The sequence below is a fragment of the Streptomyces sp. NPDC057697 genome (assembly GCF_042799335.1).
In the GTDB taxonomy this organism is placed as follows: Bacteria; Actinomycetota; Actinomycetes; order Streptomycetales; family Streptomycetaceae; genus Streptomyces.
The window spans coordinates 1,028,030-1,054,996 of sequence record NZ_JBHVJA010000002.1 but is presented as its reverse complement, the minus strand read 5'-3'; the positions used below and the strand labels follow the sequence as shown (position 1 = coordinate 1,054,996).

The following is a 26,967-nucleotide window of genomic DNA, read 5'->3' as shown; positions in this document are numbered from 1 at the left end:
GGGGCCTCAGCGCATCAGCAGGCCCGCGCCGTCCCCCACCGCATCCGCGGGCAGCGCCACCAGCCCGAGTTCCGCCCCGGACACCAGCAGCGGATGGGCCGGGAGCACCCGCACCGTGTAGCCGTACGGCCCGGTGCGGTCCAGGACGAGCGAGCCCTCGTAGAGCCAGCGGCCCTCCAGATCCTGGCCGCCCGCCGGTTTGAGCGGGAAGAGCTGGGCGTCCGAGATCCCGTCGGCCGCGTCCACCCGGCCCGCCACCGCCTGTACCGTCACCTCGCCCGGCTCCAGCGCCCCGAGGGCGACCCTGACCCGGAGCGTCGGCGCCGCCCCCAGCTCGGCCGAGCCGTCCGGCGCGGTCGGCGCCACCGCCTCCACGTGGTCGACGGCCACCCGCGGCCAGGCGGCCCGGATCCTGGCCTTCCAGTCGGCGAGCGCGCGCGCCGTCCCGGGATCCAGCGCACGCCGGGCGAGCGCGGCGGGCGCGTAGAGCCGTTCCACGTACTCGCACACCATCCGCCCGGCCAGCACCTTGGGACCGAGCGCGCCCAGGGTGCGGCGGACCATCTCGGTCCAGCGCTCCGGCAGCCCGTCGCCGTCCCGGTCGTAGAAGCGCGGCGCGACCCGGTCCTCGATCAGCTCGTAGAGGGCGGCCGCCTCCAGATCGTCCCGGCGGTCCTCGTCCAGGGCCAGTCCGTCGGCGGTCGGGATCGCCCAGCCGAAGTCCGGCTCGAACCACTCGTCCCACCAGCCGTCGAGCACCGAGAGGTTGAGGCAGCCGTTGAGCGCGGCCTTCATCCCGCTCGTACCGCAGGCCTCCAGCGGGCGCAGCGGGTTGTTCAGCCATACGTCGCAGCCCGGGTAGAGCTTCTGCGCCATGGCCATCCCGTAGTCCGGCAGGAACACGATGCGGTGGCGCACCCGGGGGTCGTCGGAGAACCGCACCAGCTCCTGCACCAGCCGCTTCCCGCCGTCGTCGGCGGGGTGGGCCTTGCCCGCGACGACGATCTGGACCGGGCGGGTCGGGTGGAGCAGCAGTTCCCGCAGCCGGTCGCGGTCGCGCAGCATCAGCGTCAGCCGTTTGTACGAGGGGACGCGCCGGGCGAAGCCGATCGTCAGCACGTCCGGGTCGAGCACGCCGTCGATCCAGCCGAGTTCGGCCGGCTCGGCGCCCCGGGCGCGCCAGGAGGCGTGCAGCCGCTCGCGCACCTCGGTGACCAGCTGTCCGCGCAGGGTGCGGCGCAGCTCCCACAGCTCGCGGGCCGGGACCCGGTCGGCGGAGTCCCAGCGTCCGGGCGTGCCGCCGTAGCGGCCGCGCAGCGCGAAGACCTCGGGCGCGACCCAGGTGGGGGCGTGGACCCCGTTGGTCACCGAGGTGATCGGCACCTCGGCCGCGTCGAAGCCCGGCCACAGCCCGGCGAACATCTCGCGGCTGACCGAGCCGTGGAGGGTGGAGACCCCGTTGGCCCGCTGGGCGAGGCGCAGTCCCATCACCGCCATGTTGAAGAGTCCGGGCTCTCCGCCGGGGTAGGTCTCCGTGCCCAGGTGCAGGACGCGTTCGGCGGACACGCCGGGGAGTTCGCCGTCGTCGCCGAAGTGCCGGGCGACGAGTTCCCGGTCGAAGCGGTCGATCCCGGCGGGCACGGGGGTGTGGGTGGTGAAGACCGTCCCCGCCCGGACGGACTCCAGCGCGGAGTCGAAGTCCAGGCCGGTGCCGGAGAGCTCCCGGATGCGTTCGAGTCCGAGGAAGCCCGCGTGCCCCTCGTTGGTGTGGAACACCTCGGGGTCCGGGTGCCCGGTGAGGCGGCAGTACGTCCGTACCGCCCGTACGCCGCCGATGCCGAGGAGCATCTCCTGGAGGAGGCGGTGCTCGCTGCCGCCGCCGTACAGCCGGTCGGTCACCTCGCGTTCGCCCGGCGCGTTCTCCTCCACGTCGGAGTCGAGCATCAGCAGCGGTACGCGTCCGACCCGGGCCCGCCAGATGTGGGCGTGCAGCGAACGGCCGCCGGGCAGGGCCAGCACCACCCGGCTCGGGGCGCCGTCGGCCTCGCGGAGCAGGTCGAGGGGGAGCTCGTTCGGGTCGAGCACCGGGTAGTGCTCCTGCTGCCAGCCGTCGCGCGAGAGGCTCTGGCGGAAGTAGCCGTGCCGGTAGAGCAGGCCGACCCCGATGAGCGGGACGCCGAGGTCGCTGGCGGCCTTGAGGTGGTCACCGGCGAGGATGCCGAGCCCGCCGGAGTACTGGGGCAGCGCCGCGGTCACGCCGAACTCGGGGGAGAAGTAGGCGATGGCGGAGGGGAGTTCGGTCCCCGCCGCCTGCTGTTCCTGGTACCACCTGGGTCCGTCCAGGTAGTCCCGGAGGTCCTGGGAGACCTCGGCCAGCCGGTGCAGGAACCGCTGGTCCCGGGCCAGCTCGGCGAGGCGTCCGGCGGACACGGCACCGAGCAGCCGCACGGGGTCGCACTCCGCCGTCCGCCGGACCTCCGGATCGACGGCCTGGAACAGCTCACGGGTCTCGGTGTGCCAGGACCAGCGCAGATTGTGGGCGAGGTCGCTGAGCGCTCGGAGGGGTTCGGGGAGGACGGGGCGCACGGTGAACCGACGAATGGCCTTCACGTGTTCCACCTTTACAGGGGGAGTACGGATCCGAGGGGACGCGGCGCGGTGCGCGGCGCTCCGTCACCTTTCCCGGCGGCGGCGCCCCGTCGCCGCCGGGCCCCGCCCCATGCGTAACGGGATTCCCGCGCGGCCCCCGCGGCCCCGTCGACCACTCGGGTAATGGCCGATTCCCTTCCCCCGTCCGGTCTTGTGGTGCTCCGCACCAAGGGGAAAGCTGCCCAGTGGCGCCCGAAAGGCCGCCGACGAGCCCGCGCACTCGGGACGGAACCCGGTGCGAACCGGTCGTCATGAATACGGCCGAGCAGTTGACAGAATCACCGGATCGGCCCACCGGGAATCGCGGTGGGGCCCTCCGGTACACAGCCCGAGTACACCCCGGGCATCAGATGAATGCCGCCCGAATGCAGCACGAATTCGAGTCATCGGCGGGCGCGGAGTTCATCCGGTTCACCTCCGCGCAACATACCCGTGCTCAGCTCTTTCGACTGCCATTCGAGTGAATGCGGACAGGAGCGGCCATGCCCAGACCCCATCAGTCGTCGACGGAGCGGTTAGAAAGGACGGACCCCATCGGTAGCGGTGTGCGCTTTTCGCCCTCCGCCACTGTGCCGCGCCCGGTTCGGCCCGAACCCCAGTCCCCAGGTGATTCCATGATCGGTCGCATTCCCGTCCTCGACGTCCGCCCCCTCGTCGACTGCGGCAGAAGGCCCGCCAAGGCCGTCGCCGGTGAGACCTTCCAGGTCACCGCGACCGTCTTCCGCGAGGGTCATGAGGCCGTCGCGGCCCAGGTGGTCCTGGCGGACCCGGGCGGGCGGCCGGGCCCGTGGACGCCGATGCGCGAGCTCGCCCCCGGCACCGACCGCTGGGGCGCCGACATCACCCCGGACTCCGAGGGCCGCTGGACGTACACGGTCGAGGCCTGGAGCGATCCGGTCACCACCTGGCGGCAGCAGGCGCGGATCAAGATTCCGGCCGGGATCGACACCGCGCTGGTGCTGGCGGAGGGCGCCGAGCTGTACGAGCGGGCCGCCGGGGGCGTACCCAAGCGGGACGGGCGGGAGGCGGTGCTGGCCGCCGTCGACGCGCTGCGCGACACCTCCCGCCCGGCCGCCGCCCGGCTCGCCGCGGCGCTCACCCCCGCGGCGGAGGCCGCGCTCGCCCGTCATCCGCTGCGCGAACTGGTCAGCGCGTCCCCGCCGCTGCCGCTGCTGGTCGAGCGGCGGCGGGCCCTGTTCGGCTCCTGGTACGAGCTGTTCCCGCGCTCGGAGGGGGCCAGGGTCGAGCCCGCCCGGCGGGCCGCGAAGGGCAGGGCCCGAAAGCCGGCCGAGATCGTCGGCGGGACCTTCCGCACGGCGGCCGAGCGGCTGCCCGCGGTCGCCGCGATGGGCTTCGACGTGGTCTACCTCCCGCCCGTCCACCCCATCGGGACCAGCCACCGCAAGGGCCCCAACAACTCGCTCTCCCCCGCCCCGCACGACGTGGGGGTGCCCTGGGCGATCGGCTCGCCCGAGGGCGGCCACGACGCCGTCCACCCCGATCTCGGCACCCTCGACGACTTCGATCATTTCGTCGCGAGGGCCCGGGAACTGCGGATGGAGATCGCGCTCGATTTCGCGCTCCAGTGCTCGCCCGATCATCCGTGGGTGGAGAAGCACCCGGAGTGGTTCCACCATCGCGCGGACGGCACGATCGCCTATGCCGAGAATCCCCCGAAGAAATACCAGGACATCTATCCGATCGCCTTCGACAAGGATATGGACGGGATCGTCGCCGAGTCCGTGCGCATTCTGCGGTTCTGGATGGATCATGGGATCCGGATCTTCCGTGTCGACAATCCGCACACCAAACCGGTGATCTTCTGGGAGCGGGTGATCGCGGACATCAACCGGACCGATCCCGATGTGATCTTCCTGGCCGAGGCATTCACCCGTCCGGCGATGATGAAGACGCTCGCGGTCATCGGATTCCAGCAGTCCTACACGTATTTCACCTGGCGCAACACGCGGCAGGAAATCACCGATTACGTCACGGAGTTGTCGGGCGACAGCGCTTCCTGCATGCGGCCCAATTTCTTTGTGAACACGCCGGACATCCTGTCCGGCTATCTCCAGGACGGAGGCCGCCCGGCCTTCGAGACGCGGGCCGTCCTCGCCGCGACGCTCTCCCCCTCCTGGGGTGTGTACGCGGGCTACGAGCTGTGCGAGAACACCCCGGTCCGGCCCGGCAGTGAGGAGTACCTCGACTCGGAGAAGTACGAGATCCGCCCCAGGGACTGGGAGTCGGCGGAGCGCGAGGGCCGTTCGCTGGCCCCGCTCATCACCACGCTCAACCGCGTCAGGCGCCGCAACCCCGCTCTGCAGCAGCTGCGTGACGTGCACTTCCACTCCACCGACAACGACGCGTTGATCGCGTACAGCAAGCGTTCGGGTTCGAACATCGTTCTGGTGGTCGTCAACCTCGACCCGCACCACACCCACGAGGCCACGGTCTCGTTGGACATGCCGCGACTCGGCCTCGACCGGCATGAGCGCATGCCGGTGCGCGACGAGCTCACCGGCGATACCTATCACTGGGGCAGGACCTTCTATGTGCGCCTTGAGCCGGGCGTCACGCCCGCGCACATCGTCGTCCTGCGACCGTCCCCGCCGACCGGAGGGTCACCCACACCATGATCGTCAATGAGCCCGTCCACGACACGTTCGAGGACACCCCGGCCAAGGACCGCGATCCCGACTGGTTCAAGCGCGCCGTCTTCTACGAGGTCCTCGTCAGGTCCTTCCAGGACTCCAACGGCGACGGAATCGGCGACCTCAAGGGCATCACCAGCAAGCTGGACTACCTCCAGTGGCTGGGCGTCGACTGCCTCTGGCTGCCGCCGTTCTTCAAGTCGCCGCTGCGCGACGGCGGTTACGACGTCTCCGACTACACCGCCGTGCTGCCGGAATTCGGCGACCTGGCCGACTTCGTGGAGTTCGTCGACGCCGCGCACCAGCGCGGGATGCGCGTGATCATCGACTTCGTCATGAACCACACGAGCGATCAGCACGACTGGTTCCAGCAGTCCCGTACGGACCCCGAGGGACCGTACGGGGACTACTACGTCTGGGCCGACGACGACAAGCAGTTCCCCGACGCCCGGATCATCTTCGTGGACACCGAGACGTCCAACTGGACCTTCGACCCGGTGCGCAAGCAGTACTACTGGCACCGGTTCTTCTCCCACCAGCCCGATCTCAACTACGAGAACCCGGCGGTGCAGGAGGAGATCATCTCCGCACTCCGCTTCTGGCTGGACCTCGGCATCGACGGCTTCCGGGTGGACGCCGTGCCGTACCTGTACCAGCGCGAGGGCACCAACTGCGAGAACCTCCCGGAGACGCACGACTTCCTCAAGCGGGTCCGCAAGGAGATCGACGCGCACTACCCGGACACCGTGCTGCTCGCCGAGGCCAACCAGTGGCCGGAGGACGTCGTCGACTACTTCGGCGACTACCAGGCGGGCGGCGACGAGTGCCACATGGCGTTCCACTTCCCCGTGATGCCGCGGATCTTCATGGCCGTGCGGCGCGAGAGCCGCTACCCGGTCTCCGAGATCCTCGCGAAGACACCGGCGATCCCGCAGAACTGCCAGTGGGGCATCTTCCTGCGCAACCACGACGAGCTCACCCTCGAAATGGTCACGGACGAAGAGCGCGACTACATGTACGCGGAGTACGCCAAGGACCCGCGGATGCGGGCCAACATCGGCATCCGGCGGCGGCTCGCCCCCCTGCTGGACAACGACCGCAACCAGATCGAGCTGTTCACCGCGCTGCTGCTCTCCCTGCCCGGCTCCCCGATCCTCTACTACGGGGACGAGATCGGGATGGGCGACAACATCTGGCTCGGCGACCGGGACGCCGTACGCACCCCTATGCAGTGGACCCCCGACCGGAACGCCGGGTTCTCCTCCAGCGACCCGGGGCGGCTCTACCTCCCCACGATCATGGACCCGGTCTACGGCTACCAGGTCACCAACGTCGAGGCGTCGATGGCGTCCCCGTCCTCGCTGCTGCACTGGACGCGGCGGATGATCGAGATCCGCAAGCAGAACCCCGCCTTCGGCCTCGGCTCGTACAACGAACTGCCGTCGTCCAACCCGGCCGTGCTCGCCTTCACCCGTGAGCACGGCGACGATCTCGTGCTGTGCGTGCACAACTTCTCGCGGTTCGCGCAGCCGACCGAACTCGATCTGCGGTCCTTCACCGGCCGCCGTCCGGTGGAGCTGATCGGCGGGGTGCGCTTCCCCGCCATCGGCCAGTGGCCCTATCTGCTGACCCTCGCGGGGCACGGTTTCTACTGGTTCCGGCTGCGCGAGGACGCGCCGCCGAGCTGACCGGGCACCACCCACCGCGGGGCGGTCACCGCCGCCCCGCACGGGAGCCCCTCCTCCACGCCTCACACGTACGGCCCCTTCCGGGCCCTCTCCCGCGTTTCTGTCCCACCGAGTCGAGTCCGTACGGACCATCCTGACCCGACACGTCCCGCACAGCCGGCCAGCTATCTCCGCAATCCGGGACACTCTTCGCATCCTGTGGTGTGCCCGGGGAAAGGACGCGATGCCATGTCGGAGGCTGCATCCACTCGGGTCGCCCTGACCGACAGCACAGCTCTGCTCCCGTCACTCGCCCCCCTGCTGCACGAATGGCTGCCCCGGCAGCGATGGTTCGCGGGCAAGGGGCGGCCGGTCACCGCGTTCTCGCTGGTGTCGGCGACCGAGATACTGCCGGTGGACACCGGCTCCGTCGCCGCCGGGACCGGAACCGGGCTGCTCCATCTGCTGGTCCGGGCGCACCAGCCGGCCACCCCCGCGCAGTCGCCGGACGACTGCTACCAACTGCTGCTCGGCGTACGGGCCCTGCTGCCGCCCCGGCTGGCGCCCGCGCTCATCGGCCGGGTGACCGGAGGGCCGCTCGCCGGCCTCACCGTCTACGAGGGGCTGCACGACCCGCACCTGGCCGGACTTCTGCTGGAACGGTTCCGTACCCCCGGCACCCTGGGAGCCCTGCGCTTCGGCCGGGGCGCCCGGACCATCGCGGCCCAGCTCGCGCCGCGGCTGCTCGACACCGAGCAGTCCAACACCTCGCTCGTCTACGGCGACGCCTACATCCTCAAGATCTTCCGCCGGATCTTCCCGGGCACCAACCCCGATCTGGAGCTGCCGCTGGCGCTCGCGCGGGAGGGCTGCGGCCGGGTGCCCGCCCCGGTCGCCTGGTTCGAGGCCACCACCCCCCGGCCGCTCACCCTCGGTGTGCTCCAGCCGTTCCTGGGCGGCGCGGAGGACGGCTGGCGGCTCGCCCTGCGCGCCCTGGCCCAGGGCCTGGACTTCACCGCCGAGGCCCACGCCCTGGGCCGGGCCACCGCCGAGGTCCACACCGCGCTGGCCGCCGCGCTGCCGACGCCCGCCCTGCGCAGCGCCCAGACCGAGCGCCTCGCCGCTTCGATGCTGCGCCGTCTGGAGGCCGCCGCCCAGGCGGTGCCGGAGCTGGTGCCGTACGTCCCCGGGCTGCGTACCGCCTTCGACGCGGTGGCCGCGCTGGGGCACCGGGGACGCGACTGGGCGGCCCAGCGGGTGCACGGCGATCTCCACCTCGGCCAGACGCTGCGCGCGGCCGACGGCTTCTGGTCACTGATCGACTTCGAGGGCGAACCGTCCAGACCGCTGCCCGAGCGCCGCCGTCCGCAGCTCCCGGTGCGCGACATCGCCGGGATGCTCCGCTCCTTCGACTACGCGGCCCGCTCGCACCGCCCGTGGAACGCCGACTGGGCGGCCCGCTGCCGGACCGCCTACTGCGCGGGGTACGCCGAGACCGCGGGCGTCGACCCGCGCAGCGAACCGGAGCTGCTGCGCGCCCACGAGACCGACAAGGCGGTGTACGAGGTGCTGTACGAGGCACGGCACCGGCCCGACTGGCTCCCGGTCCCGATGGCCGCGATCCACCGCTTGGCCGCCGCCGACGACTGACGGCCCGGCGCGCTCCCCCGTTTCCCCTCAACACCCTCCGAGGAGGCTGTCCCCGTGACCGCCCGCAAGCCGTCCCGCCGCACATCCGCCCCCACCGGGGCCCCCGTACCCCCGAAACCGGCCGAGGCGGTGGCGGCGCCGCCACCGCCCGAACCGGCCGCCCCCGCCGGGCGGAGGAAGCCCGCGGCCAAGCGGGCCGGCACCCCGCCCCCGCGCCCCCGCAAGAGCACCGCGGGCCGGGGCGTACGACAGGCTCCCCCGCTCGACGACGCCGACCGGGGGCGGCTGCTCGCCGGTGAGCACCACGCCCCGCACGACCTCCTCGGCGCCCACCCGGTCCGGGGCGGTGTGGCCTTCCGGGTGCTGCGCCCGTACGCCCGGTCGGTGACCGTGCTCGCCGAAGGGGTGCGGGCGCGGCTGCACGACGACGGCGACGGCTTGTTCTCCGGGCTGCTGCCGGTGCCCGCGCCGCCGGAGTACCGGCTGCTGGTCGCCTACCGGGACAGCGAGTCGGAGGTGGAGGACCCGTACCGCTTCCTGCCCGCGCTCGGCGAACTCGATCTGCATCTGATCGGCGAGGGGCGGCACGAGGAGCTGTGGACCGCGCTCGGCGCACAGCCCATGGAGCACCAGGGGGTGGCGGGCACCCGGTTCACCCTCTGGGCCCCGGACGCCCGCGGGGTGCGGGTCGCCGGGGACTTCAACTACTGGGACGGCACCGGCTTCCCGATGCGCTCGCTCGGCTCCTCCGGGGTGTGGGAACTGTTCCTGCCCGCGATCGGGGAGGGCGCGCTGTACAAGTTCGACATCTGCCGCCCGGACGGTTCGCACACGCTGCGCGCCGACCCGATGGCCCGGTACGCCGAGGTGCCGCCCGCCACCGCCTCGATCGTGACGGCCTCGCACCACGAGTGGCGGGACCAGGAGTGGATGGCGCACCGCGGGGACGTCCCGGTGCACGAGGCGCCGCTGTCGGTGTACGAGGTGCATCTGCCGTCCTGGCGCCCGGGACTCACCTACCGCCAGCTGGCCGAACAGCTGCCCGCCTACGTCGGGGACCTCGGGTTCACCCATGTGGAGCTGATGCCGGTCGCGGAGCATCCCTTCGGCGGCTCCTGGGGCTATCAGGTCACCGGTTTCTACGCCCCCACGTCACGCATGGGGACGCCCGACGACTTCCGTTTCCTCGTCGACGCGCTGCACCGGGCCGGGATCGGCGTGATCGTCGACTGGGTGCCCGCGCACTTCCCGCGCGACGACTGGGCACTGGCGGAGTTCGACGGCCGCCCGCTGTACGAGCACCAGGACCCGTCGCGGGCGGCGCATCCGGACTGGGGCACGCTGGAGTTCGACTTCGGGCGCACCGAGGTGCGCAACTTCCTGGTGGCCAACGCCACGTACTGGTGCGAGGAGTTCCACATCGACGGGCTGCGGGTCGACGCCGTCGCCTCGATGCTCTATCTCGACTACTCGCGCGAGGAGGGCGAGTGGTCCCCGAACGAGCACGGCGGACGGGAGAACCTGGACGCCGTCGCCTTCCTCCAGGAGATGAACGCCACCGTCTACCGCCGCAACCCGGGTGTGGTGACCATCGCGGAGGAGTCCACCGCCTGGGACGGTGTCACCCGCGCCACCCACCACGTCGGCCCCGGCGGCTTCGGGGGCCTCGGCTTCGGGCTGAAGTGGAACATGGGCTGGATGCACGACTCCCTGGAGTACGTGTCGAAGGAGCCGGTGCACCGCAAGTACCACCACAACGAGATGACCTTCTCGATGGTGTACGCGTACAGCGAGAACTACGTCCTGCCGATCTCGCACGACGAGGTGGTGCACGGCAAGCACTCGCTGGTCTCCAAGATGCCCGGCGACTGGTGGCAGCAGCGCGCCAACCACCGGGCCTACCTCGGCTTCATGTGGGCCCATCCGGGCAAGCAACTCCTGTTCATGGGACAGGAGTTCGCCCAGGGCGCGGAGTGGTCGGAGGGGCACGGCCCGGACTGGTGGCTGCTCGACCCCTCGTACGCGGCGGAGAGCGACCACCGCGGGGTGCGCACCCTGGTCGCCGAGTTGAACGCGGTGTACGCGGCGACCCCCGCGCTCTGGCAGCGCGACACCGTTCCCGAGGGTTTCGACTGGGTGGACGGCGGCGCGGCCGAGGACAACGTCTTCGCCTTCCTGCGCTACGACGCGCACGGCTCGCCGCTGCTGGCCGTCAGCAACTTCTCCCCGGTGGTGCGGCACGACTACCGGGTGGGGGTGCCGGACCTGCTCGGGGACCGGGTCGCCTGGGCGGAGGTCCTCAACACCGACGCCGAGGCGTACGGGGGCAGCGGTGTGGGCCATCCGGATCCGCTGAAGCCGCAGCCGGTGGCCGCGCACGGCAGGCCCGGCAGTCTGCTGCTGACGCTGCCTCCGCTGGCGACGGTCTGGTTCCGGCCGGTGTGAGCCGGGCGCCGGGCCGCGGGGAACGGTTCAGCGGTCGGTGAGCAGCCCGGCGTCATGGGCGAGGACCGCGGCCTGTACGCGGTTGGCGCAGCCGGTGCGGGTGAGGATGCGGCTGATGTGCGCCTTGACCGTGCCGGCGCTCAGATACAGCCGGTCGGCGATCTCCGCGTTGGACAGGCCCGTGCCGAGCAGCCGCAGGACGTCCCGCTCGGCCGGGGTCAGCTCGTCGGTGCGGCGCAGCGCGGCCTCGGTGTCCCGGCCGGACATCACATGCTGTTCCAGCAGTTGGCGGGTGATCCGGGGGGCCAGTACCGGTTCGCCCCGGGCGGCGAGCCGGACGGCGTGGATCAGGTCGGCGGGGCCGGTGTCCTTGAGGAGGAATCCGCTCGCACCGGCGCGCAGGGCGCGCGTCACGCTCGCTTCCTCGCCGAAGGCCGTCAGCATCACGACGCAGGTTCGGGGCGAGAGGCGCGCGATGTCACCGGCGGCGGCGATGCCGTCCCCGCCCGGCATCCTGATGTCGAGCAGGGCGACGTCGATCTGCTGGGCGCGGCACGCCGCGACGGCCTCGGGGCCGTTGCCCGCCTCGGCGACCACGTCGATGTCGTCGGCGTGGTCCAGGATCAGCCGGATCCCGGCGCGCATCAGCGCCTCGTCGTCGGCGACCAGGGCTCGGATCATCGGTTCATCCTAAGGGCTGCCCCGTAGTCCCTGGTGGGCCGGCGTGCGCCGTCGGACGCGGTGCGCCGCACGGCGGAGGGGCGCCCGGATACGGGATGTACTGGGGCGTTCCGACAACGCGGCCGGGTGCCGTGGCCGCCGCCGTACGGCCGCCAGGAATGACGGGACAGCCCTTGGGGTCCTTCCTCCGGATCGTGCCGGGCTCGCCTGCCCCGGTGCCTGATCCGGCCCGGTCCGGGCGAAAGCCCCCCGGGGGCCGCCCGCCCGCCGGGGTCTACCGGACGGTCTTGACGACCTGGTAGATCAGCAGCACGGCGAGGAAGACGGTCGTGGGCAGGGTCACCAGCAGCGCCAGGCAGCCCGAGCCCAGGACGCGCGGCCAGGTCAGGATCTCCTCCGGCAGCGGGGCCCGCGCTCCTCTCCCTCCGGTGCCCGGGGCCGGGTCCGGCGGGGGTCCGGCGAGGGCGCCCCGCGCCTCGGCGGGTCCCGGCGGCCCGGTCCCGTGGGCGGAGGCGGGGGCGGGGGCGGGGAACCAGGCGGCCATGCGGAAGCCGCCGTCCGCCAGGGCGTCCGCGCGGAACGTGCCGCCGAGCAGCGAGACCCGTTCCTGGCAGCCGGCCAGCCCGCTGCGGCTTCCCCCGTGGGAGCGGCCGGAGGCGGGGGGTGTCCCGTTGGTCACGGAGACCTCGATGCCCCGCCCCGCGCTCCTCACCACCACCCCGGTGGGCGCGCCGGACGCGTGTTTCAGCACGTTCGTCAGTCCTTCGCGCACCACCCGGTGGATCGCCTGACGGGTGCGCGGGTCCAGCTCGGCCGTGTCGGGCACGGACCAGTCCAGCCCGACGCGGCTGCCGGTCCGCCGGGACTGCTCGACGAGGGCGGCGACGTCCGCGCGCGTCCCGGTCTCCTCCCCCGTACCGGGTTCCGCGCGGGAGCCGTCCTCGTGGCGCAGCACACCGAGGATCTCGCGCAGTTCCGTCAGGGCGGTGCCCGCCGTCGTGCGGAGCAGTTCCGCCTGTCCGGCGAGGTCCGGTGCCTGGCGCGCGGCTCCGAGTTCGAGCGCCCCGGCGTGCACCGAGATCAGGCTCAGGCGGTGTCCCAGGAGGTCGTGCATCTCCCCCGCGATCCTGGTGCGTTCCTCCAGCCGGGCCGTCGCGGCGGTCAGCGCGCGGGCCTGTTCCAGATAGGCGTTGCGTTCCCGCAACAGGCTGACCAGGGGCCGCCGCCGCCCCAGCAGGGTGCCGGCCAGGGCCGGGAGGAGGAGCAGCAGCACGGACGAGACCGCGTGCCCGGCCAGGTCCACCGCCAGGGACCCGGGCCGGACCAGGGCACCGTACGCGAGGGTCGCGACGCCCACGGCGGCGCAGGCCCACCCGACGAGCTGCCACACCCTCCGCGTCGGTGCGATGCGGCGGGTGGCGGACAGCACCATCAGCGGCACCACCGCCAGGGTCCATACGTTGTCGCCCACGACCAGCACGGCGGAGCCCAGGACCACGGCGCCCGGCCGAAGGCGCCGGGCGGGCACGAGCGCCGCCGCCCACAGCGCCTCCGCGACGGCCGGGCCGAGCCGGTCCGGGGGCACCAGCGGCAGCGGTATCAGTCCGACCGCCGCCACCAGGGCGCAGAGCAGCGTTTCGGCCACGACCGTACGGCGCTCGGCTGCACGCACCGCGGCCCGGCACGCCACCGCCTCGCGGCGCAACCACCTCGGCGCACCGGACGTTCCGCGCCCCGGCCACCGGGACGGGCCCGGCGGCCGTGTGCGCTCGGGCGCCCCACTCATGATCTTCCCCGCCCCGCCTCCGGGTCTGCCGGGGGGAACGGTAGCCGAGGGGGTCGCCGTCCGGCGGACACGGGTGTCATGCGCCCGGCCGGAGGCTCGGCTCCGCCCGCAGCGCGGCCACGTCCGCCCCGTCCGCGGCGAGCAGCGCGGCGACCGTGCCGTCGGCCCCGCCGTCCGTCGCCGGCCCGTCGAGCAGCGCGGCCAGCAGGTGCACCGTGCCGACCGTGGGCGCCCCCTGTTCGGCGGCGGACAGCCGCGCCGCCGCCAGGGCACGCTCGGCGGCGGCGGACTGCCACACACCGTCTTTGTCGGACACCGGGACGGAGCGGCCCGCCGGAGCCGACTCCGCCGCCGTGACCGACGCGACCAGCGACTCCTGCCGTACGCCGTGCCGGCGCATCAGCGCGGCGGCGGAGTTGGCGTCCGCCAGGTTCCCGGGGAGTGAGCACCCGGCGACGAACAGCGCCCGGTCCAGCGCCAGCGTCCCCAGCAGGAGGTCCACCGGCTCGACCGCGGTGCGCCCGCACCGGACCGCTTGCCGTATCGCTTCGACGGACACCGCGAACAGAACCGGTGAGCCGTCCGCCTTGCTCCCGGAGGTCCATGAAGTCACCGCTCGGGAGAGGAAGTTGCCGCTCCTGCCGAGCGTTCCGGCCCGGCGGAGGAGGACGACGCCGTGGGATTCCGGGCCCTCGGTCTCCGCCGCGGCGCGCGCGTCCAGCCGGTCGAGCGCGGCCGACGCGGCGGCGGGGTCGAGCCGTTGCAGCACCAGGGCCTCCCGCGCCCGGGAACCCGGCAGGTCGAGCAGGGCGCGGGCCACGTGCCGGGCACGCACGGAGACCGATCCCTCGGCGCGGGCCGAGCGGAGCGCGAGCAGCAGGCAGGCGCGTACCGCCCCGCTCGTCCCGGGCAGCGGCGTGCCGCTCTCCACGGCCGATCCGCGCGCCCCCGGACCGACCCGCCACCGGGCCTCGCGCCAGGTGGCGTCGACCTCTCTCGCGTCGGCGGCGTCCGAACCGGCCTCCGCGCCGGTCCCGGTGCCGTCCTGGCCCGGCGCACCGTCCTCGCTCACCCAGCCCCGGCCCGCCCGGCCGGCGATCATCCCGCTGAGCGCGCCGCTCTTCCGTATGCCCGGGGCGAATGTCTCACCGGCGTCCGTGTCCCCCGAGACGAGCTCCCCCAACAGGGTGTCCGTGCCCACGAACGGCAACTCGCGCCGGACCGCGCGGCGCAGCGTACCGGCGAACAGATCCATGACGTCCGGCTCGAACTCGGTGGTCGCGCCGGTCACGGCCGTGCCGTCGACCGCTCCGATCGTCCCTCGCTGCCCCATCGACGTTCCTCTCAAAGCGTGGTGGCCTGGTCCGGACGAGGCTAGGCGGACCCGCCGTGCCGCCGCCTCTGCCGATCGGCCACGATCCCCGTCCGATCGGCCGAGGCGGCGCGGGGCGGCGGGGCGGCGGGAGTGGTGTACGGACGCGGGCCGCGGGGCGGCCGCGGTCCACGCCGTGCGGTCCGTCCACGACCGGGCCCGCCCGGCCGCCGCGCCTCGCCCGGCCGCCCGGCTCACACCGTCTCGAAGACGTCCTCCAGTTCCTGGAGCAGCCGCCGCTTGGGGCGGGCGCCGACCATCGACTTCACGGGCTCGCCGGAGCGGAAGACCATCAGGGTCGGCGCCGACAGCACCGCGTACCGGCTCGTGACGCCCGGGTTGGTGTCGATGTCCAGCTGGACGATGTCCATGCGCCCGGCCAGCTCGGTGGCGAGGGCGCCGAGCACGGGGGCCAGCTGGCGGCACGGGCCGCACCAGTCGGCGGTGAACTCGACCAGGACGGGACGTTCCGCCGCGAGCACCTCGGTGTCGAAGGTGGCATCGGTGACCTCGGCCACACCCTCCGCATGAATCATCTGTCATCCTCCCAGTTCACAACGTGGTTCCGGACCGCCGGGCAGTACCGCCCCGGCCTCCAGCTCGGCCCTGGCGAGCTCCGCGCCCACCTGTGCGCGGACCGCCCTGAGCTGCTCGACGAGCGAGTCGAGCTCGTCGAGCTTGCGCCGGTAGACGGCGAGCGAGGCGGGGCAGGCGTCACCGGCCGGGTGGCCGGCGCGCAGGCACTCGACGAACGGCCGGGTCTCCTCCAGCTCGAACCCGAAGTCCTGAAGGGTCCGGATCTGCTGGACCAGCCGCAGATCGTCCTCGTCGTACGCGCGGTAGCCGTTGTCGGCCCGCCGCGCGGGCAGCAGCCCGCGCGACTCGTAGTACCGCAGGGTCCGCGTGCTCGTCCCGGCCCGTTCGGCCAGCTCCCCGATTCGCATGTCCTCGACCGTAGACCTTGACGCGGACGTCAAGGCAAGCGTGAGGGGCCGCCGCTTCTGCGACGGCCCCTCACCGGTGTTCCCGGTACGTCTACGCCTTCGTCAGGACGGGCTGCCCGTCGCCGTCGCGCGGCTCCGGGACGTCCGCGCCCTCGCCGTCCTGGTTGAGCATCTGCTCGTTCCACGGGAGCGCGCCCGAGAGGACCCGGTCGACCCGCTCCTTGTCGATCTCCTTGGTCCAGGTGCCGACCAGGACGGTGGCCACCGCGTTGCCCGCGAAGTTCGTCATGGCGCGGGCCTCGCTCATGAAGCGGTCGATGCCGACGATCAGGCCGACGCCGTCGACCAGTCCGGGCCGGTGCGACTGGAGGCCGCCCGCGAGGGTGGCCAGTCCCGCGCCGGTGACCCCGGCGGCGCCCTTCGAGGCGACGATCATGAAGAGCAGCAGCGAGACCTGCTCACCGGCGCTCAGCGGGTCGCCCATCGCGTTGGCGATGAAGAGCGAGGACATCGTGAGGTAGATCGCGGTGCCGTCGAGGTTGAAGGAGTAGCCGGTCGGCACGGTGATGCCGACGACCGGGCGGCTCACCCCGAGGTGCTCCATCTTCGCGATGAGCCGGGGCAGGGCGGACTCGGAGGAGGAGGTGGAGAGGATCAGCAGGAACTCACGGCCCAGGTACTTCAGCAGGGCGATCAGGCTGACCCCGGCGACCAGCCGCAGGATCGTGCCGAGCACCACGAAGACGAAGATCGCGCAGGTGAGGTAGAAGCCGATCATGATGATCGCGAGGGACTTCAGGGCGTCGACACCGGTCTCGCCGACCACCGCCGCCATCGCGCCGAACGCGCCGACCGGGGCCGCCCACATGATCATGGCCAGGATTCGGAAGACGAGGCGCTGGATGTGGCCGATGCCGCGCAGCACCGGTTCGCCCGCCGCGCCCATGGCCTGGAGCGCGAAGCCCGCGAGCAGGGCGACGAGCAGGGTCTGGAGCACCTCGCCCTGGGTGAAGGCGGAGACGATCGTCGTCGGGATGATGCCGAGCAGGAAGTCCGCGGTGGACTCGCTCGCCCCGGCCGCCTGCTTCTCGCCCGCGGCACGCACGGCCTCGGTGAGGTGGAGGCCCTGGCCGGGCTCCAGGAGGTTGCCGACGAGCAGGCCGATGGCGAGCGCCACGGTCGACATCACCAGGAAGTAGCCGAGGGCGAGGCCGCCGACCGCGCCCACCTTGGCGGCCTTGCGCACCGATCCGACGCCGAGCACGATCGTGCAGAAGATGATGGGCGAGATCATCATCTTGATCAGGTTCACGAAGCCGGTGCCGATCGGCTTGAGCTCGACGGCGAAACCGGGGGCGGCGAAGCCCACGAGAATGCCGAGCGCCACCGCCGCGATCACGGCCAGATACAGGTAATGCGTGCGGTCCCGCTTGGCGGCTGCCACTCCCACGGGGTACTCCTCGGCTCGTCCGGGTCGCTCCCCGTCCCTGGGGGCGCAAGGGCTGTCCGGCGGATCGGAGCCGTCGGACGGAAAAACCCTTGGCGAATATCTCGCTCCCTGTGACGCCGGTCACCGTTACGTGCATTTCGTTCATGTGTTTTCGGCCAGGCAGACTGGGGCCATGCGTCTCCCCCGCCCCCGTACCCGCCCGCGCAGCCTGGCCGGTCAGCTCTTCGCCATGCAGGTGGTGCTGGTGGCGGCGGTGGTCGCGGGGTGCGCGTTCTTCGCCTACGCCTCCGGCAGCGAGCAGGCGAAGGAGACCGCGGCCAGGCAGGTCAGGGCGGCCGCGCTGGCGATCGCCGACTCGCCGTCCGTGCGGGAGGCGATCCGCACCCCCGACCCGTCCGCCGTGCTCCAGCCGTACGCGGAGCAGGTCCGCAGGGACACCGGGATCGCCTTCGTGACGATCATGTCCCCGCAGCGGGTCCGCTGGACGCACCCGGACGCCCAGCGGATCGGCGAGGAGTTCCTCGGGCACACCGCGCGGGCGCTGCGCGGCGAGACGTTCTCGGAGACGTACACCGGAACGCTCGGCCCCTCGATCCGTGTGGTCACCCCGATCCGGGACGGCGGCCGGATCACCGGCCTGGTCAGCGCGGGCATCACGGTCGAACGGGTCTCCTCCCAGGTACGGGCACAGCTCGGGGCGCTGGGGCTGGCGGCGGGCGGGGCGCTCGCGCTCGGCGGCATCGGCACGTACGTGATCAACGCCCGGCTGCGGCGGCACACCCACGGCATGAACGCCGCCGAGCTGAGCCGGCTGCACGACTACCACCAGGCCACGCTGCACGCGGTGCGCGAGGGGCTGCTGATGCTCGACGGACGGCGGCGGATCGCACTCATCAACGACGCGGGCCGGGAACTGCTCGGCCTCGGGCCGGGCGCGGTCGGGCGCAGGGTCGCCGAGCTGGATCTTCCGGCGCCGCTGACCGGAGCGCTGCTGGCCTCCGAGGAGCGGGTCGACGAGCTGCATCTGACCGCGGACCGGGTGATCGTGGTCAACACCCGCCCGGTGGTGGGCGGGGAGCAGCGCGGCACGGTCGTGACCCTGCGGGATCACACGGAACTCCAGGCGCTGTCAGGCGAGTTGGACTCCGAGCGGGGGTTCACCCAGGCGCTGCGCTCGCAGGCGCACGAGGCGGCGAACCGGCTGCACACCGTCGTCTCGCTGATCGAGCTGGGCCGGGCCGAGGAGGCGGTGGGCTTCGCCACCGCCGAGCTGGAGCTGGCCCAGGCCCTCACCGACCGGGTGGTGGACGCGGTCGCCGAACCGGTACTGGCCGCGCTGCTGCTGGGCAAGGCGGCGCAGGCGAACGAACGGGGGGTGGAGCTGGTCCTCGCGGACGACAGTCTGATCGACGACGGCGCGCTGCCCACGACGCTGCCGCACCGGGATCTGGTGACGATCCTCGGCAATCTGATCGACAACGCGGTGGACGCGGCCTCGGAGGCGGCCACCGGGGACGTACCCGCCCAGCGGGGAGCGGACGGCGGCCGGGCCGCCCGCGCCCGGGTCACCGTCACCGCCCTCGCCGAGGAGGGCGAACTGCTGCTGAGGGTCGCCGACACGGGGGCCGGGATCGACCCGCGGGACGCCGCCGAGGTGTTCGACCGCGGCTGGTCCACGCACGGCACCGGCCGGGGCATCGGCCTGGCGCTCGTCCGGCAGGCGGTGCACCGCAACGGCGGGACGGTCGCGCTGGACGGCGGCCCGGACGGCGGCGCGCGGTTCACGGTGCGGCTGCCGCTCGCCGGGGACCCGGCACACACCACGAAGGAGGCCACGACGTGATCCAGGTGCTGGTCGTCGAGGACGATCCCGTCGCGGCGGACGCCCATCGGCTGTACGTGAGCCGGGTCCCCGGATTCACGGTGGCGGCCGTCGCGCATTCGCGCGCGGAGGCGGTGCGGGCCCTGGACCGCACGCCGGTCGATCTGCTGCTCCTGGATCTGTACCTGCCGGACGGACACGGTCTGCATCTGCTGCGCGCGCTGCGCGCGGCCGGGCACTCGGCGGACGTCATCGCGGTGACCTCGGCGCGTGATCTGGCGGTGGTCCGGGAGGGGGTGTCGCTCGGTGTCGTGCAGTACGTGCTGAAGCCGTTCACCTTCGCCACCCTGCGCGACCGGCTCGTGCGCTACGCGGAGTTCCGCGCGGCGGCCGGTGAGGCGAGCGGCCAGGACGAGGTGGACCGGGCGCTCGGCGCCCTGCGCGCCCCGCAGCCCGCCCGGCTGCCGAAGGGGCTGAGCGGTCCGACGCTGGAGGCCGTGACCCGCGCCCTGCGGGCCGCCCCGGACGGGGTGACGGCCTCGGTGGCCGGGGAGGAACTGGGCATCTCACGGATCACGGCCCGCCGCTATCTGGAGCACCTGGTGACGGTGGGACGCGCGGTGCGCAGTCCGCAGTACGGGCAGATCGGCCGTCCGGAGCTGTACTACCGGTGGGTGTCCCAGAACCTCTGACCCCACCGGCCTCGCCCGCCTGCACCGGACCCACCGGCCTCGCCCGCCGATACCAGCCGACACCGGCCCCACCCGCCGGCTCCGGTCGCTCCGGCCCCGGCCGTGGACCCGGGCCCCGTGCGTGTACTCCGAACCCACCCGTTCTAGGACGTTCCTACGAGCTGTGGATATCGGCGGAACACACCGTGGTCATTCCCCTCCCCGAATCCTACGGTGGGGCCGTGCACCCCTCCCCGCCGTTCAACGCCCCCGCCGCGCGCCGACTCCGCGAGGCCCTGGGGATGCTCCCCGGCCATGTCGCCTACGGTCTCGGCGCCCAGTACGGGCTCCGGATCAGCACCGAGACGGTGGTCTCCTGGGAGCGCGGGCTCGCCGCCCCGAGCGAGTACGAACTCACGGCGCTGGCCGGTGTGTTGTGGTGCTCGCCGGGCGAACTCCTCACCGCGGCACGCACCCTGAGGGAACACCGGGTGGCCAGACAGCTGGCGGCTTCGGAGCTGGCCCAGCTGCTGGGGCTGCCCCTCTCGGCGTATCTGCGGATGGAGGAGTCGGGGCGCTGGCGCGGCAACGAACGCCAGTCCGCGGCGCTCACCGAGGTGCTGGGGCTGACGGCCGCCGGGTTCGTGTCGGTGTCCGGCCGGGACGAGGAGCTGACGGAGCTGCTGCGCGGCGCGGTGACCACCCGCTGGCAGGCCCAACTGCGGGCGGTGGCCAAGCTGGTGCCGCTGGAGCGCGGGTTCCTCCAGGACGTGCTGGAACAGCTGCACGCGGACTACCAGTCGCTGATGGTGTCGACGCTGAGCTGGAGCAGTACGGGTGCGGAGCGGGCCGGGGCGACCGGCGACGCGGGCCGGGAGTTCCTGGCACAGATCCTGGAGCGGTTCTGGCGGACGGCGGGGGTGCCGGGGCCGGACGGGTGAGCCGCCCGACCCGGCACCGCCGCCGCGCCAGGGTCAGAAGACCGACTCGGCCTCGTCCATCCGGTCCTTGGGGACCGTCTTGAGCCGCGTGATCGCGTCGGCGAGCGGGACCATCTCGATGTCCGTGCCGCGCAGCGCCGTCATCCGGCCGAAGTCGCCCCGGTGCGCCGCCTCGACCGCGTGCCAGCCGAAGCGGGTGGCGAGCACCCGGTCGTACGCGGTCGGCGTGCCGCCCCGCTGCACATGCCCGAGAATGACCGGCCGGGCCTCCTTGCCGAGCCGGGTCTCCAGCTCGATGGCCAGCCGGTTGCCGATGCCCTGGAAGCGCTCGTGGCCGAACTGGTCGATCTCGCCCTTGGCGTAGGGCATGGAGCCCTCGGCCGGGTGCGCTCCCTCGGCGACACAGATGACCGCGAACTTCTTGCCGCGCGCGAAGCGTGCCTCGACCATCCTGACCAGGTCGTCGACCTGGAAGCGGCGCTCGGGGAGGCAGATGCCGTGCGCGCCGCCGGCCATCCCTGACTCCAGCGCGATCCAGCCCGCGTGCCGACCCATCACCTCGACGACCATGACCCGCTGGTGCGACTCGGCGGTGGTCTTGAGACGGTCTATGGCGTCGGTGGCGACGCCCACCGCGGTGTCGAAGCCGAAGGTCCGGTCGGTGGCGGAGATGTCGTTGTCGATGGTCTTGGGGACGCCGACCACGGGCATCCCGGCGTCCGACAGCATCCGGGCGGCAGTGAGGGTGCCCTCGCCGCCGATCGGGATGAGGGCGTCCATGCCGTAACGGCGGCTCAGCTCCGCGCAGTTCTCGGCGGCCTCGCGCAGCCGGTCGCGCTCCAGCCGGGCCGAGCCGAGAATGGTGCCGCCGCGGGCGAGGATGCCGCTGACCGCGTTGAGGTCGAGGGGGCGGAAGTGACCGTCGAGGAGCCCCTTGAACCCGTCCTCGAAGCCGATGACTTCATCGCCGTGCCCCACCACGGCGCGGTGCACGACCGACCGGATCACTGCGTTCAGACCTGGGCAGTCGCCGCCTGCGGTGAGAATTCCGATGCGCATCGTGCTGTGTCTCCTGCTCGCTAGTGCCGTGCATTGTGGGGGACGTCCACAGAAGTCCCCCGTACCGTGAGCCACGAAGATTGTCCCACGCCGGATCCGGGCCCCGCGCTCCCCGTCACCGCGGGAAGGGCGCGCGGGCCCCTGCCCGGGGCGCGGCGGACGGGGGCAGGGACGGCCCCGCGGGCCCCGGACCGGCTGCTTCGCCCGGCGGGCGGCGTCTCGGGCCCCGCGGGTATCGTCAACATGGCAATACCATCCCAAACCGCAAGTGGACGGGAGAACACGCGTGACGCGCAGCGTGTACGTGACCGGGATCGACCGGGGAGACGGCCGGCAGGTCGTCGATCTGGGAGTCATGGAGCTCCTGACGCGTCAGGTGGACCGGGTCGGGGTGTTCCGCCCGCTCGTCCACGACGGACCCGACCGGCTCTTCGAGCTGCTGCGGTCCCGCTACCGGCTCTCCCAGGACCCCGAGTCGGCCTACGGGCTGGACTACCCCGAGGCGGCCGCGCTCCAGGCGGAACGCGGCACCGACGAGCTGGTCTCCCTGCTCGTGGACCGGTTCCACCAGGTGGCACAGAAGTACGAGGTGGTACTCGTGCTCGGCACCGACTTCGCCGCCACCCAGCTCCCCGACGAGCTGGCGCTCAACGCACGCCTGGCCAACGAGTTCGGCGCCTCGGTGATCGCGGTGGTCGGCGGGAAGGGCCAGACCGCGGAGTCGGTGCGGGCCGAGACCCGCAACGCCTACCGCGCCTACGCCGGACTGGGCTGCGACGTGGCCGCCGTGATCGTGAACCGGGTGGCGGCCGAGGACCGGGACGTCATCGCGGAGCGGCTGACGGCCACGCTGCCCGTCCCCTGCTCGGTCCTGCCCGACGACGCGGCGCTCTCCGCGCCAACCGTCGCCCAGATCACCGCGGCGCTCGGCGGCACGGTGCTGCTCGGCGACGACTCCGGGCTGGCGAGGGACGCCCTGGACTTCGTCTTCGGCGGTGCGATGCTGCCGAACATGCTGAACGCGCTGACGCCGGGGTGCCTGGTGGTCACCCCGGGCGACCGGGCGGACCTGGTGGTCGGCTCGCTGGCCGCGCACAGCGCCGGGACCCCGCCCATCGCGGGGGTGCTGCTGACCCTGGACGAGCGCCCCGGCGAGGAGATACTCAGGCTGGCCGCACGGCTCGCACCGGGTACCCCGGTCGTGTCGGTGGCCGGCGGATCCTTCCCCACCGCGGCCCGGCTCTTCGCCCTGGAGGGCAAGCTGAACGCGGCGGCCCCCCGCAAGGCGGAGACCGCGCTGGGCCTCTTCGAGCGCCATGTGGACACCGGCGCCCTGCTGGAGCGGATCTCGGTGGCCCGCAGCGGCCGGATCACCCCGATGATGTTCGAACACGAGCTGCTGGAGCAGGCCCGCGCGGACCGGCGCCGGGTCGTCCTGCCGGAGGGCACCGAGGAACGGGTGCTGCGCGCCGCCGACGTACTGATGCGCCGCGACGTCTGCGACCTCACCCTGCTCGGCGACCCCGACGTCATCCGCAAGAAGGCCGCCGACCTCGGCATCGACCTCGCGGAGACCCGGCTCATCGACCCGCAGACCTCCGAGCTGCGCCAGACCTTCGCCGAGCGCTACGCGCAGCTGCGGGCCCATCGCGGGGTCACGGTGGAGCTGGCGTACGACGTCGTCGCGGACGTCAACTACTTCGGCACCCTGATGGTCCAGGAGGGGCTCGCGGACGGCATGGTCTCCGGGGCCGTGCACTCCACCGCGGCGACGGTCCGCCCCGCCTTCGAGATCATCAAGACCCGGCCGGGCGCCTCGATCGTCTCCTCCGTCTTCTTCATGTGCCTCGCCGACAAGGTGCTGGTGTACGGCGACTGCGCGGTCAACCCGGACCCGGACGCGGAGCAGCTCGCCGACATCGCGGTGCAGTCGGCCGCCACCGCCGCCCGGTTCGGCGTGGAGCCGAGGATCGCGATGCTGTCGTACTCGACGGGCACCTCCGGCACGGGCGCCGACGTCGACAAGGTGCGCGAGGCGACGGACCTGGTCCGGGCGGGCAGGCCGGACCTCAGGATCGAGGGCCCGATCCAGTACGACGCCGCGGTGGAGCCGAGCGTCGCCGCGACGAAGCTGCCCGGGTCAGAGGTGGCGGGCCGGGCGACGGTGCTGATCTTCCCGGACCTGAACACCGGCAACAACACCTACAAGGCCGTGCAGCGCTCGGCGGGTGCGGTGGCCGTCGGACCGGTCCTCCAGGGGCTGCGGAAGCCCGTCAACGACCTGTCCCGCGGCGCGCTCGTCCAGGACATCGTCAATACCGTGGCCATCACGGCGATCCAGGCGCAGGGCAAGGAGTGAACGGATGACCGTCCCGACCACCGAGGACTCCACCACGACGGGCGCGTACCGGGTGCTGGTCCTCAACTCCGGCTCCTCGTCGGTGAAGTACCAGCTGCTGGACATGAGCGACCGCTCCCGGCTCGCGGTGGGCCTGGTCGAGCGGATCGGCGAGGAGACCTCCCGGCTGGTGCACACCCCGCTGCTCGGCAGGGGCGCCGAGCGGCGCGAGCGGACCGGCCCGATCGCCGACCACGCGGCGGCGCTGAAGGCCGCGGCGGAGGAACTGGCGGCCGACGGCCTCGGCCTGGACTCCCCGCAGCTCGCCGCGATCGGTCACCGGGTGGTGCACGGCGGGCTGCGGTTCACCGAGCCCGTGGTGATCGACGACGAGGTGCTGAAGGAGATCGAGCGTCTGGTCCCGGTGGCCCCGCTGCACAATCCGGCGAACATCACCGGCATCCGCACCGCCCGCGCGCTGCGGCCGGACCTGCCGCAGGTGGCGGTCTTCGACACCGCCTTCCACACGACGATGCCGGAGTACGCGGCGCGGTACGCGATCGACACGGAGACCGCCGACGCGCACCGCATCCGGCGCTACGGGTTCCACGGCACCTCGCACGCGTACGTCTCCCGCAAGACCGCCGAGCTGCTGGGGCGCACCCCCGAGGAGGTCAACGTCATCGTGCTGCACCTGGGCAACGGCGCCTCGGCGTCGGCGGTGGCCGGCGGCCGGTGCGTGGAGACCTCGATGGGGCTGACCCCGCTGGAGGGGCTGGTGATGGGCACCCGCTCCGGGGACGTCGATCCGGCCGTCACCTTCCACCTCATGCGCGTCGCGGGGATGTCGGCGGACGAGATCGACGCGCTGCTCAACAAGAAGAGCGGTCTGGTCGGCCTCTGCGGCGACAACGACATGCGGGAGATCCGGCGCCGGATCGACGCGGGCGACGAGCGCGCGGCACTGGCGTTCGACATCTATGTGCACCGGCTGAAGAAGTACATCGGCGCCTATTCGGCGGTCCTCGGCCGGGTGGACGCCGTGGTGTTCACGGCGGGGGTGGGGGAGAACTCCGCGCCGGTGCGGGAGGCTGCCGTCGCCGGTCTCGAAGAGCTCGGCCTGGCGGTGGACGCGGACCTGAACGCCGTACGGTCCGACGAGCCCCGGCTGATCTCACCGGACTACGCGCGGGTGGCGGTCGCCGTGGTACCGACGGACGAGGAGCTGGAGATCGCCGACCAGACCTTCGCACTCGTCGGACAGGCCCACAACTGAGCACCCCCGCGCCCCTTTGTACCTTCCACCAGACGGAATATTCCGTAGCGAAACAAACCGATAGGATCCGCCTCATGCGCCGTTCCAAAATCGTCTGCACACTCGGTCCCGCCGTCGACTCCCACGAGCAGCTCGTCGCTCTGATCGAGGCCGGCATGAGCGTGGCCCGCTTCAACTTCAGTCACGGCAGCCACGAGGAGCACCAGGGTCGTTACGACCGGGTCCGCAAGGCCGCCGCCGAGACCGGCCGTGCGATCGGCGTGCTCGCCGACCTCCAGGGCCCCAAGATCCGCCTGGCGAAGTTCGCCGAGGGCCCCGTCGAGCTGGTCCGCGGGGACGAGTTCACCATCACCGCGGAGGACGTCCCCGGCGACAAGTCGATCTGCGGCACGACCTACAAGGGCCTGCCCGGCGACGTCGCCAAGGGCGACCCGATCCTGATCAACGACGGCAACGTCGAGCTGAAGGTCGTCGCGGTCGAGGGCCCCCGGGTGAAGACCATCGTCATCGAGGGCGGTGTCATCTCCGACCACAAGGGCATCAACCTGCCCGGCGCGGCGGTCAACGTCCCCGCCCTGTCCGAGAAGGACGTCGAGGATCTGCGGTTCGCCCTGCGGATGGGCTGCGACCTGGTGGCGCTCTCCTTCGTGCGGGACGCCGAGGACGTCAAGGACGTCCACAAGGTGATGGACGAGGAGGGCCGCCGGGTCCCCGTCATCGCCAAGGTCGAGAAGCCGCAGGCCGTCGAGCACATGGAGGGCGTCGTCATGGCGTTCGACGGTGTGATGGTCGCCCGTGGCGACCTGGCCGTCGAATACCCGCTGGAGAAGGTCCCGATGGTGCAGAAGCGCCTGGTGGAGCTCTGCCGGCGGAACGCCAAGCCGGTGATCGTCGCGACCCAGATGATGGAGTCGATGATCACCAACTCGCGGCCGACCCGCGCCGAGGCGTCCGACGTCGCCAACGCGATCCTGGACGGCGCGGACGCGGTCATGCTGTCGGCCGAGTCCAGCGTGGGCGCGTATCCGATCGAGACGGTCAAGACGATGTCGAAGATCGTCGTCGCCGCCGAGGAGGAGCTGCTCTCCAAGGGCCTCCAGCCGCTGGTGCCGGGCAAGAAGCCGCGCACCCAGGGCGGTTCGGTGGCCCGTGCCGCGTGCGAGATCGCGGACTTCCTGGACGGCAGGGCGCTGGTCGCCTTCACCAAGTCCGGTGACACGGCCCGCCGGCTCTCCCGCTACCGCGCGGCGCAGCCGATCCTGGCCTTCACCACGGACGAGTCCACCCGCAACCAGCTCGCGCTCAGCTGGGGCGTCGAGGCCCATGTCGTGCCGCACGTGGACAACACCGACGCGATGGTCGACCTGGTCGACGGCGAGCTGCTGAAGCTGGGCCGCTACAACGAGGGCGACACCATGGTCATCACGGCCGGCTCGCCCCCCGGCATCCCGGGCACGACCAACATGGTCCGGGTGCACCACGTCGGCGGCGGCGCGCGCGACTGACGCCTCCGGCGCCCGTGGACACGACCGTGGGCCGCACTCCTGCGAGAGGAGTGCGGCCCA

At 72.5% G+C, this 26,967-nt stretch carries 18 protein-coding genes; 10 read left to right on the top strand and 8 right to left on the bottom strand.

Annotation, left to right across the window (positions count from 1 at the left end; genetic code table 11):
* Positions 1–6: 6 nt before the first annotated feature.
* Positions 7–2,610, bottom strand: coding sequence for an alpha-glucan family phosphorylase (gene glgP, locus ACFVFH_RS09635; RefSeq protein ID WP_383765466.1), 2,604 nt, complete (start codon positions 2,608–2,610; stop codon positions 7–9).
* 653 nt (positions 2,611–3,263) lie between these two features.
* Here glgP and ACFVFH_RS09630 point away from each other — a divergent pair.
* From ACFVFH_RS09630 to glgB, 4 genes are all read left to right on the top strand, one after another.
* Positions 3,264–5,285: an alpha-1,4-glucan--maltose-1-phosphate maltosyltransferase gene (locus ACFVFH_RS09630; RefSeq protein ID WP_383765464.1), complete on the top strand. Its 2,022-nt coding sequence runs from the start codon at positions 3,264–3,266 to the stop codon at positions 5,283–5,285.
* The gene (treS, locus tag ACFVFH_RS09625) at positions 5,282–6,988 is read left to right on the top strand and encodes a maltose alpha-D-glucosyltransferase (RefSeq protein ID WP_383765462.1); all 1,707 of its coding nucleotides are present in this window, start codon (positions 5,282–5,284) and stop codon (positions 6,986–6,988) included. The genes ACFVFH_RS09630 and treS overlap by 4 nt, the downstream gene beginning before the upstream one ends.
* Before the next feature lie 228 nt (positions 6,989–7,216).
* Positions 7,217–8,617: a maltokinase gene (locus tag ACFVFH_RS09620; RefSeq protein WP_383765460.1), complete on the top strand. Its 1,401-nt coding sequence runs from the start codon at positions 7,217–7,219 to the stop codon at positions 8,615–8,617.
* A gap of 54 nt (positions 8,618–8,671) precedes the next feature.
* A complete protein-coding gene (gene glgB, locus ACFVFH_RS09615) occupies positions 8,672–11,062 on the top strand; it encodes a 1,4-alpha-glucan branching enzyme (RefSeq protein WP_383765458.1) in 2,391 nt (796 codons plus the stop codon).
* A gap of 27 nt (positions 11,063–11,089) precedes the next feature.
* On the opposite strand, the gene ACFVFH_RS09610 is transcribed toward glgB, so the two are convergent.
* The 6 genes from ACFVFH_RS09610 to ACFVFH_RS09585 all read right to left on the bottom strand — a co-directional run bounded on the left by ACFVFH_RS09610 (position 11,090) and on the right by ACFVFH_RS09585 (position 17,295).
* Positions 11,090–11,743 (bottom strand): response regulator, encoded by a 654-nt coding sequence (locus ACFVFH_RS09610; protein ID WP_383765456.1) that lies wholly within the window; start codon positions 11,741–11,743, stop codon positions 11,090–11,092.
* Between the two features lie 274 nt (positions 11,744–12,017).
* Positions 12,018–13,388 carry a sensor histidine kinase gene (locus ACFVFH_RS09605; protein ID WP_383765454.1) on the bottom strand — a complete coding sequence of 457 codons (1,371 nt, stop codon included), beginning with the start codon at positions 13,386–13,388 and terminating at the stop codon, positions 12,018–12,020.
* 217 nt (positions 13,389–13,605) lie between these two features.
* Positions 13,606–14,862, bottom strand: coding sequence for a hypothetical protein (locus ACFVFH_RS09600; RefSeq protein ID WP_383765452.1), 1,257 nt, complete (start codon positions 14,860–14,862; stop codon positions 13,606–13,608).
* 233 nt (positions 14,863–15,095) lie between these two features.
* On the bottom strand, positions 15,096–15,437 hold the full coding sequence (gene trxA / locus ACFVFH_RS09595; protein WP_383765451.1) for a thioredoxin: 342 nt from the start codon (positions 15,435–15,437) through the stop codon (positions 15,096–15,098).
* Positions 15,438–15,440: 3 nt separating this feature from the next.
* On the bottom strand, positions 15,441–15,845 hold the full coding sequence (locus tag ACFVFH_RS09590; RefSeq protein ID WP_383765449.1) for a MerR family transcriptional regulator: 405 nt from the start codon (positions 15,843–15,845) through the stop codon (positions 15,441–15,443).
* A gap of 91 nt (positions 15,846–15,936) precedes the next feature.
* A complete protein-coding gene (locus ACFVFH_RS09585) occupies positions 15,937–17,295 on the bottom strand; it encodes a cation:dicarboxylate symporter family transporter (protein WP_383765447.1) in 1,359 nt (452 codons plus the stop codon).
* Between the two features lie 172 nt (positions 17,296–17,467).
* On the opposite strand from ACFVFH_RS09585, the gene ACFVFH_RS09580 reads away from it, so the two are divergent.
* The 3 genes from ACFVFH_RS09580 to ACFVFH_RS09570 all read left to right on the top strand — a co-directional run bounded on the left by ACFVFH_RS09580 (position 17,468) and on the right by ACFVFH_RS09570 (position 20,729).
* Positions 17,468–19,138, top strand: coding sequence for an ATP-binding protein (locus ACFVFH_RS09580; protein ID WP_383765445.1), 1,671 nt, complete (start codon positions 17,468–17,470; stop codon positions 19,136–19,138).
* Positions 19,135–19,809: a response regulator gene (locus tag ACFVFH_RS09575; protein WP_383765443.1), complete on the top strand. Its 675-nt coding sequence runs from the start codon at positions 19,135–19,137 to the stop codon at positions 19,807–19,809. The genes ACFVFH_RS09580 and ACFVFH_RS09575 overlap by 4 nt, the downstream gene beginning before the upstream one ends.
* A gap of 281 nt (positions 19,810–20,090) precedes the next feature.
* The gene (locus ACFVFH_RS09570; RefSeq protein ID WP_383765608.1) at positions 20,091–20,729 is read left to right on the top strand and encodes an XRE family transcriptional regulator; all 639 of its coding nucleotides are present in this window, start codon (positions 20,091–20,093) and stop codon (positions 20,727–20,729) included.
* Positions 20,730–20,762: 33 nt separating this feature from the next.
* Here ACFVFH_RS09570 and ACFVFH_RS09565 read toward each other — a convergent pair whose 3' ends face one another.
* On the bottom strand, positions 20,763–21,788 hold the full coding sequence (locus ACFVFH_RS09565; RefSeq protein ID WP_383765441.1) for an ATP-dependent 6-phosphofructokinase: 1,026 nt from the start codon (positions 21,786–21,788) through the stop codon (positions 20,763–20,765).
* Positions 21,789–22,074: 286 nt separating this feature from the next.
* Here ACFVFH_RS09565 and pta point away from each other — a divergent pair, with 286 nt between their 5' ends.
* The 3 genes from pta (at position 22,075) to pyk (ending at position 26,907) form a co-directional block, all read left to right on the top strand.
* The gene (gene pta / locus ACFVFH_RS09560) at positions 22,075–24,147 is read left to right on the top strand and encodes a phosphate acetyltransferase (protein WP_383765439.1); all 2,073 of its coding nucleotides are present in this window, start codon (positions 22,075–22,077) and stop codon (positions 24,145–24,147) included.
* A gap of 4 nt (positions 24,148–24,151) precedes the next feature.
* Positions 24,152–25,402 carry an acetate kinase gene (locus ACFVFH_RS09555; protein WP_383765437.1) on the top strand — a complete coding sequence of 417 codons (1,251 nt, stop codon included), beginning with the start codon at positions 24,152–24,154 and terminating at the stop codon, positions 25,400–25,402.
* Positions 25,403–25,476: 74 nt separating this feature from the next.
* Complete coding sequence (pyk, locus tag ACFVFH_RS09550; RefSeq protein WP_383765435.1) at positions 25,477–26,907, top strand: pyruvate kinase; 1,431 nt, start codon at positions 25,477–25,479, stop codon at positions 26,905–26,907.
* Positions 26,908–26,967: the final 60 nt, after the last annotated feature.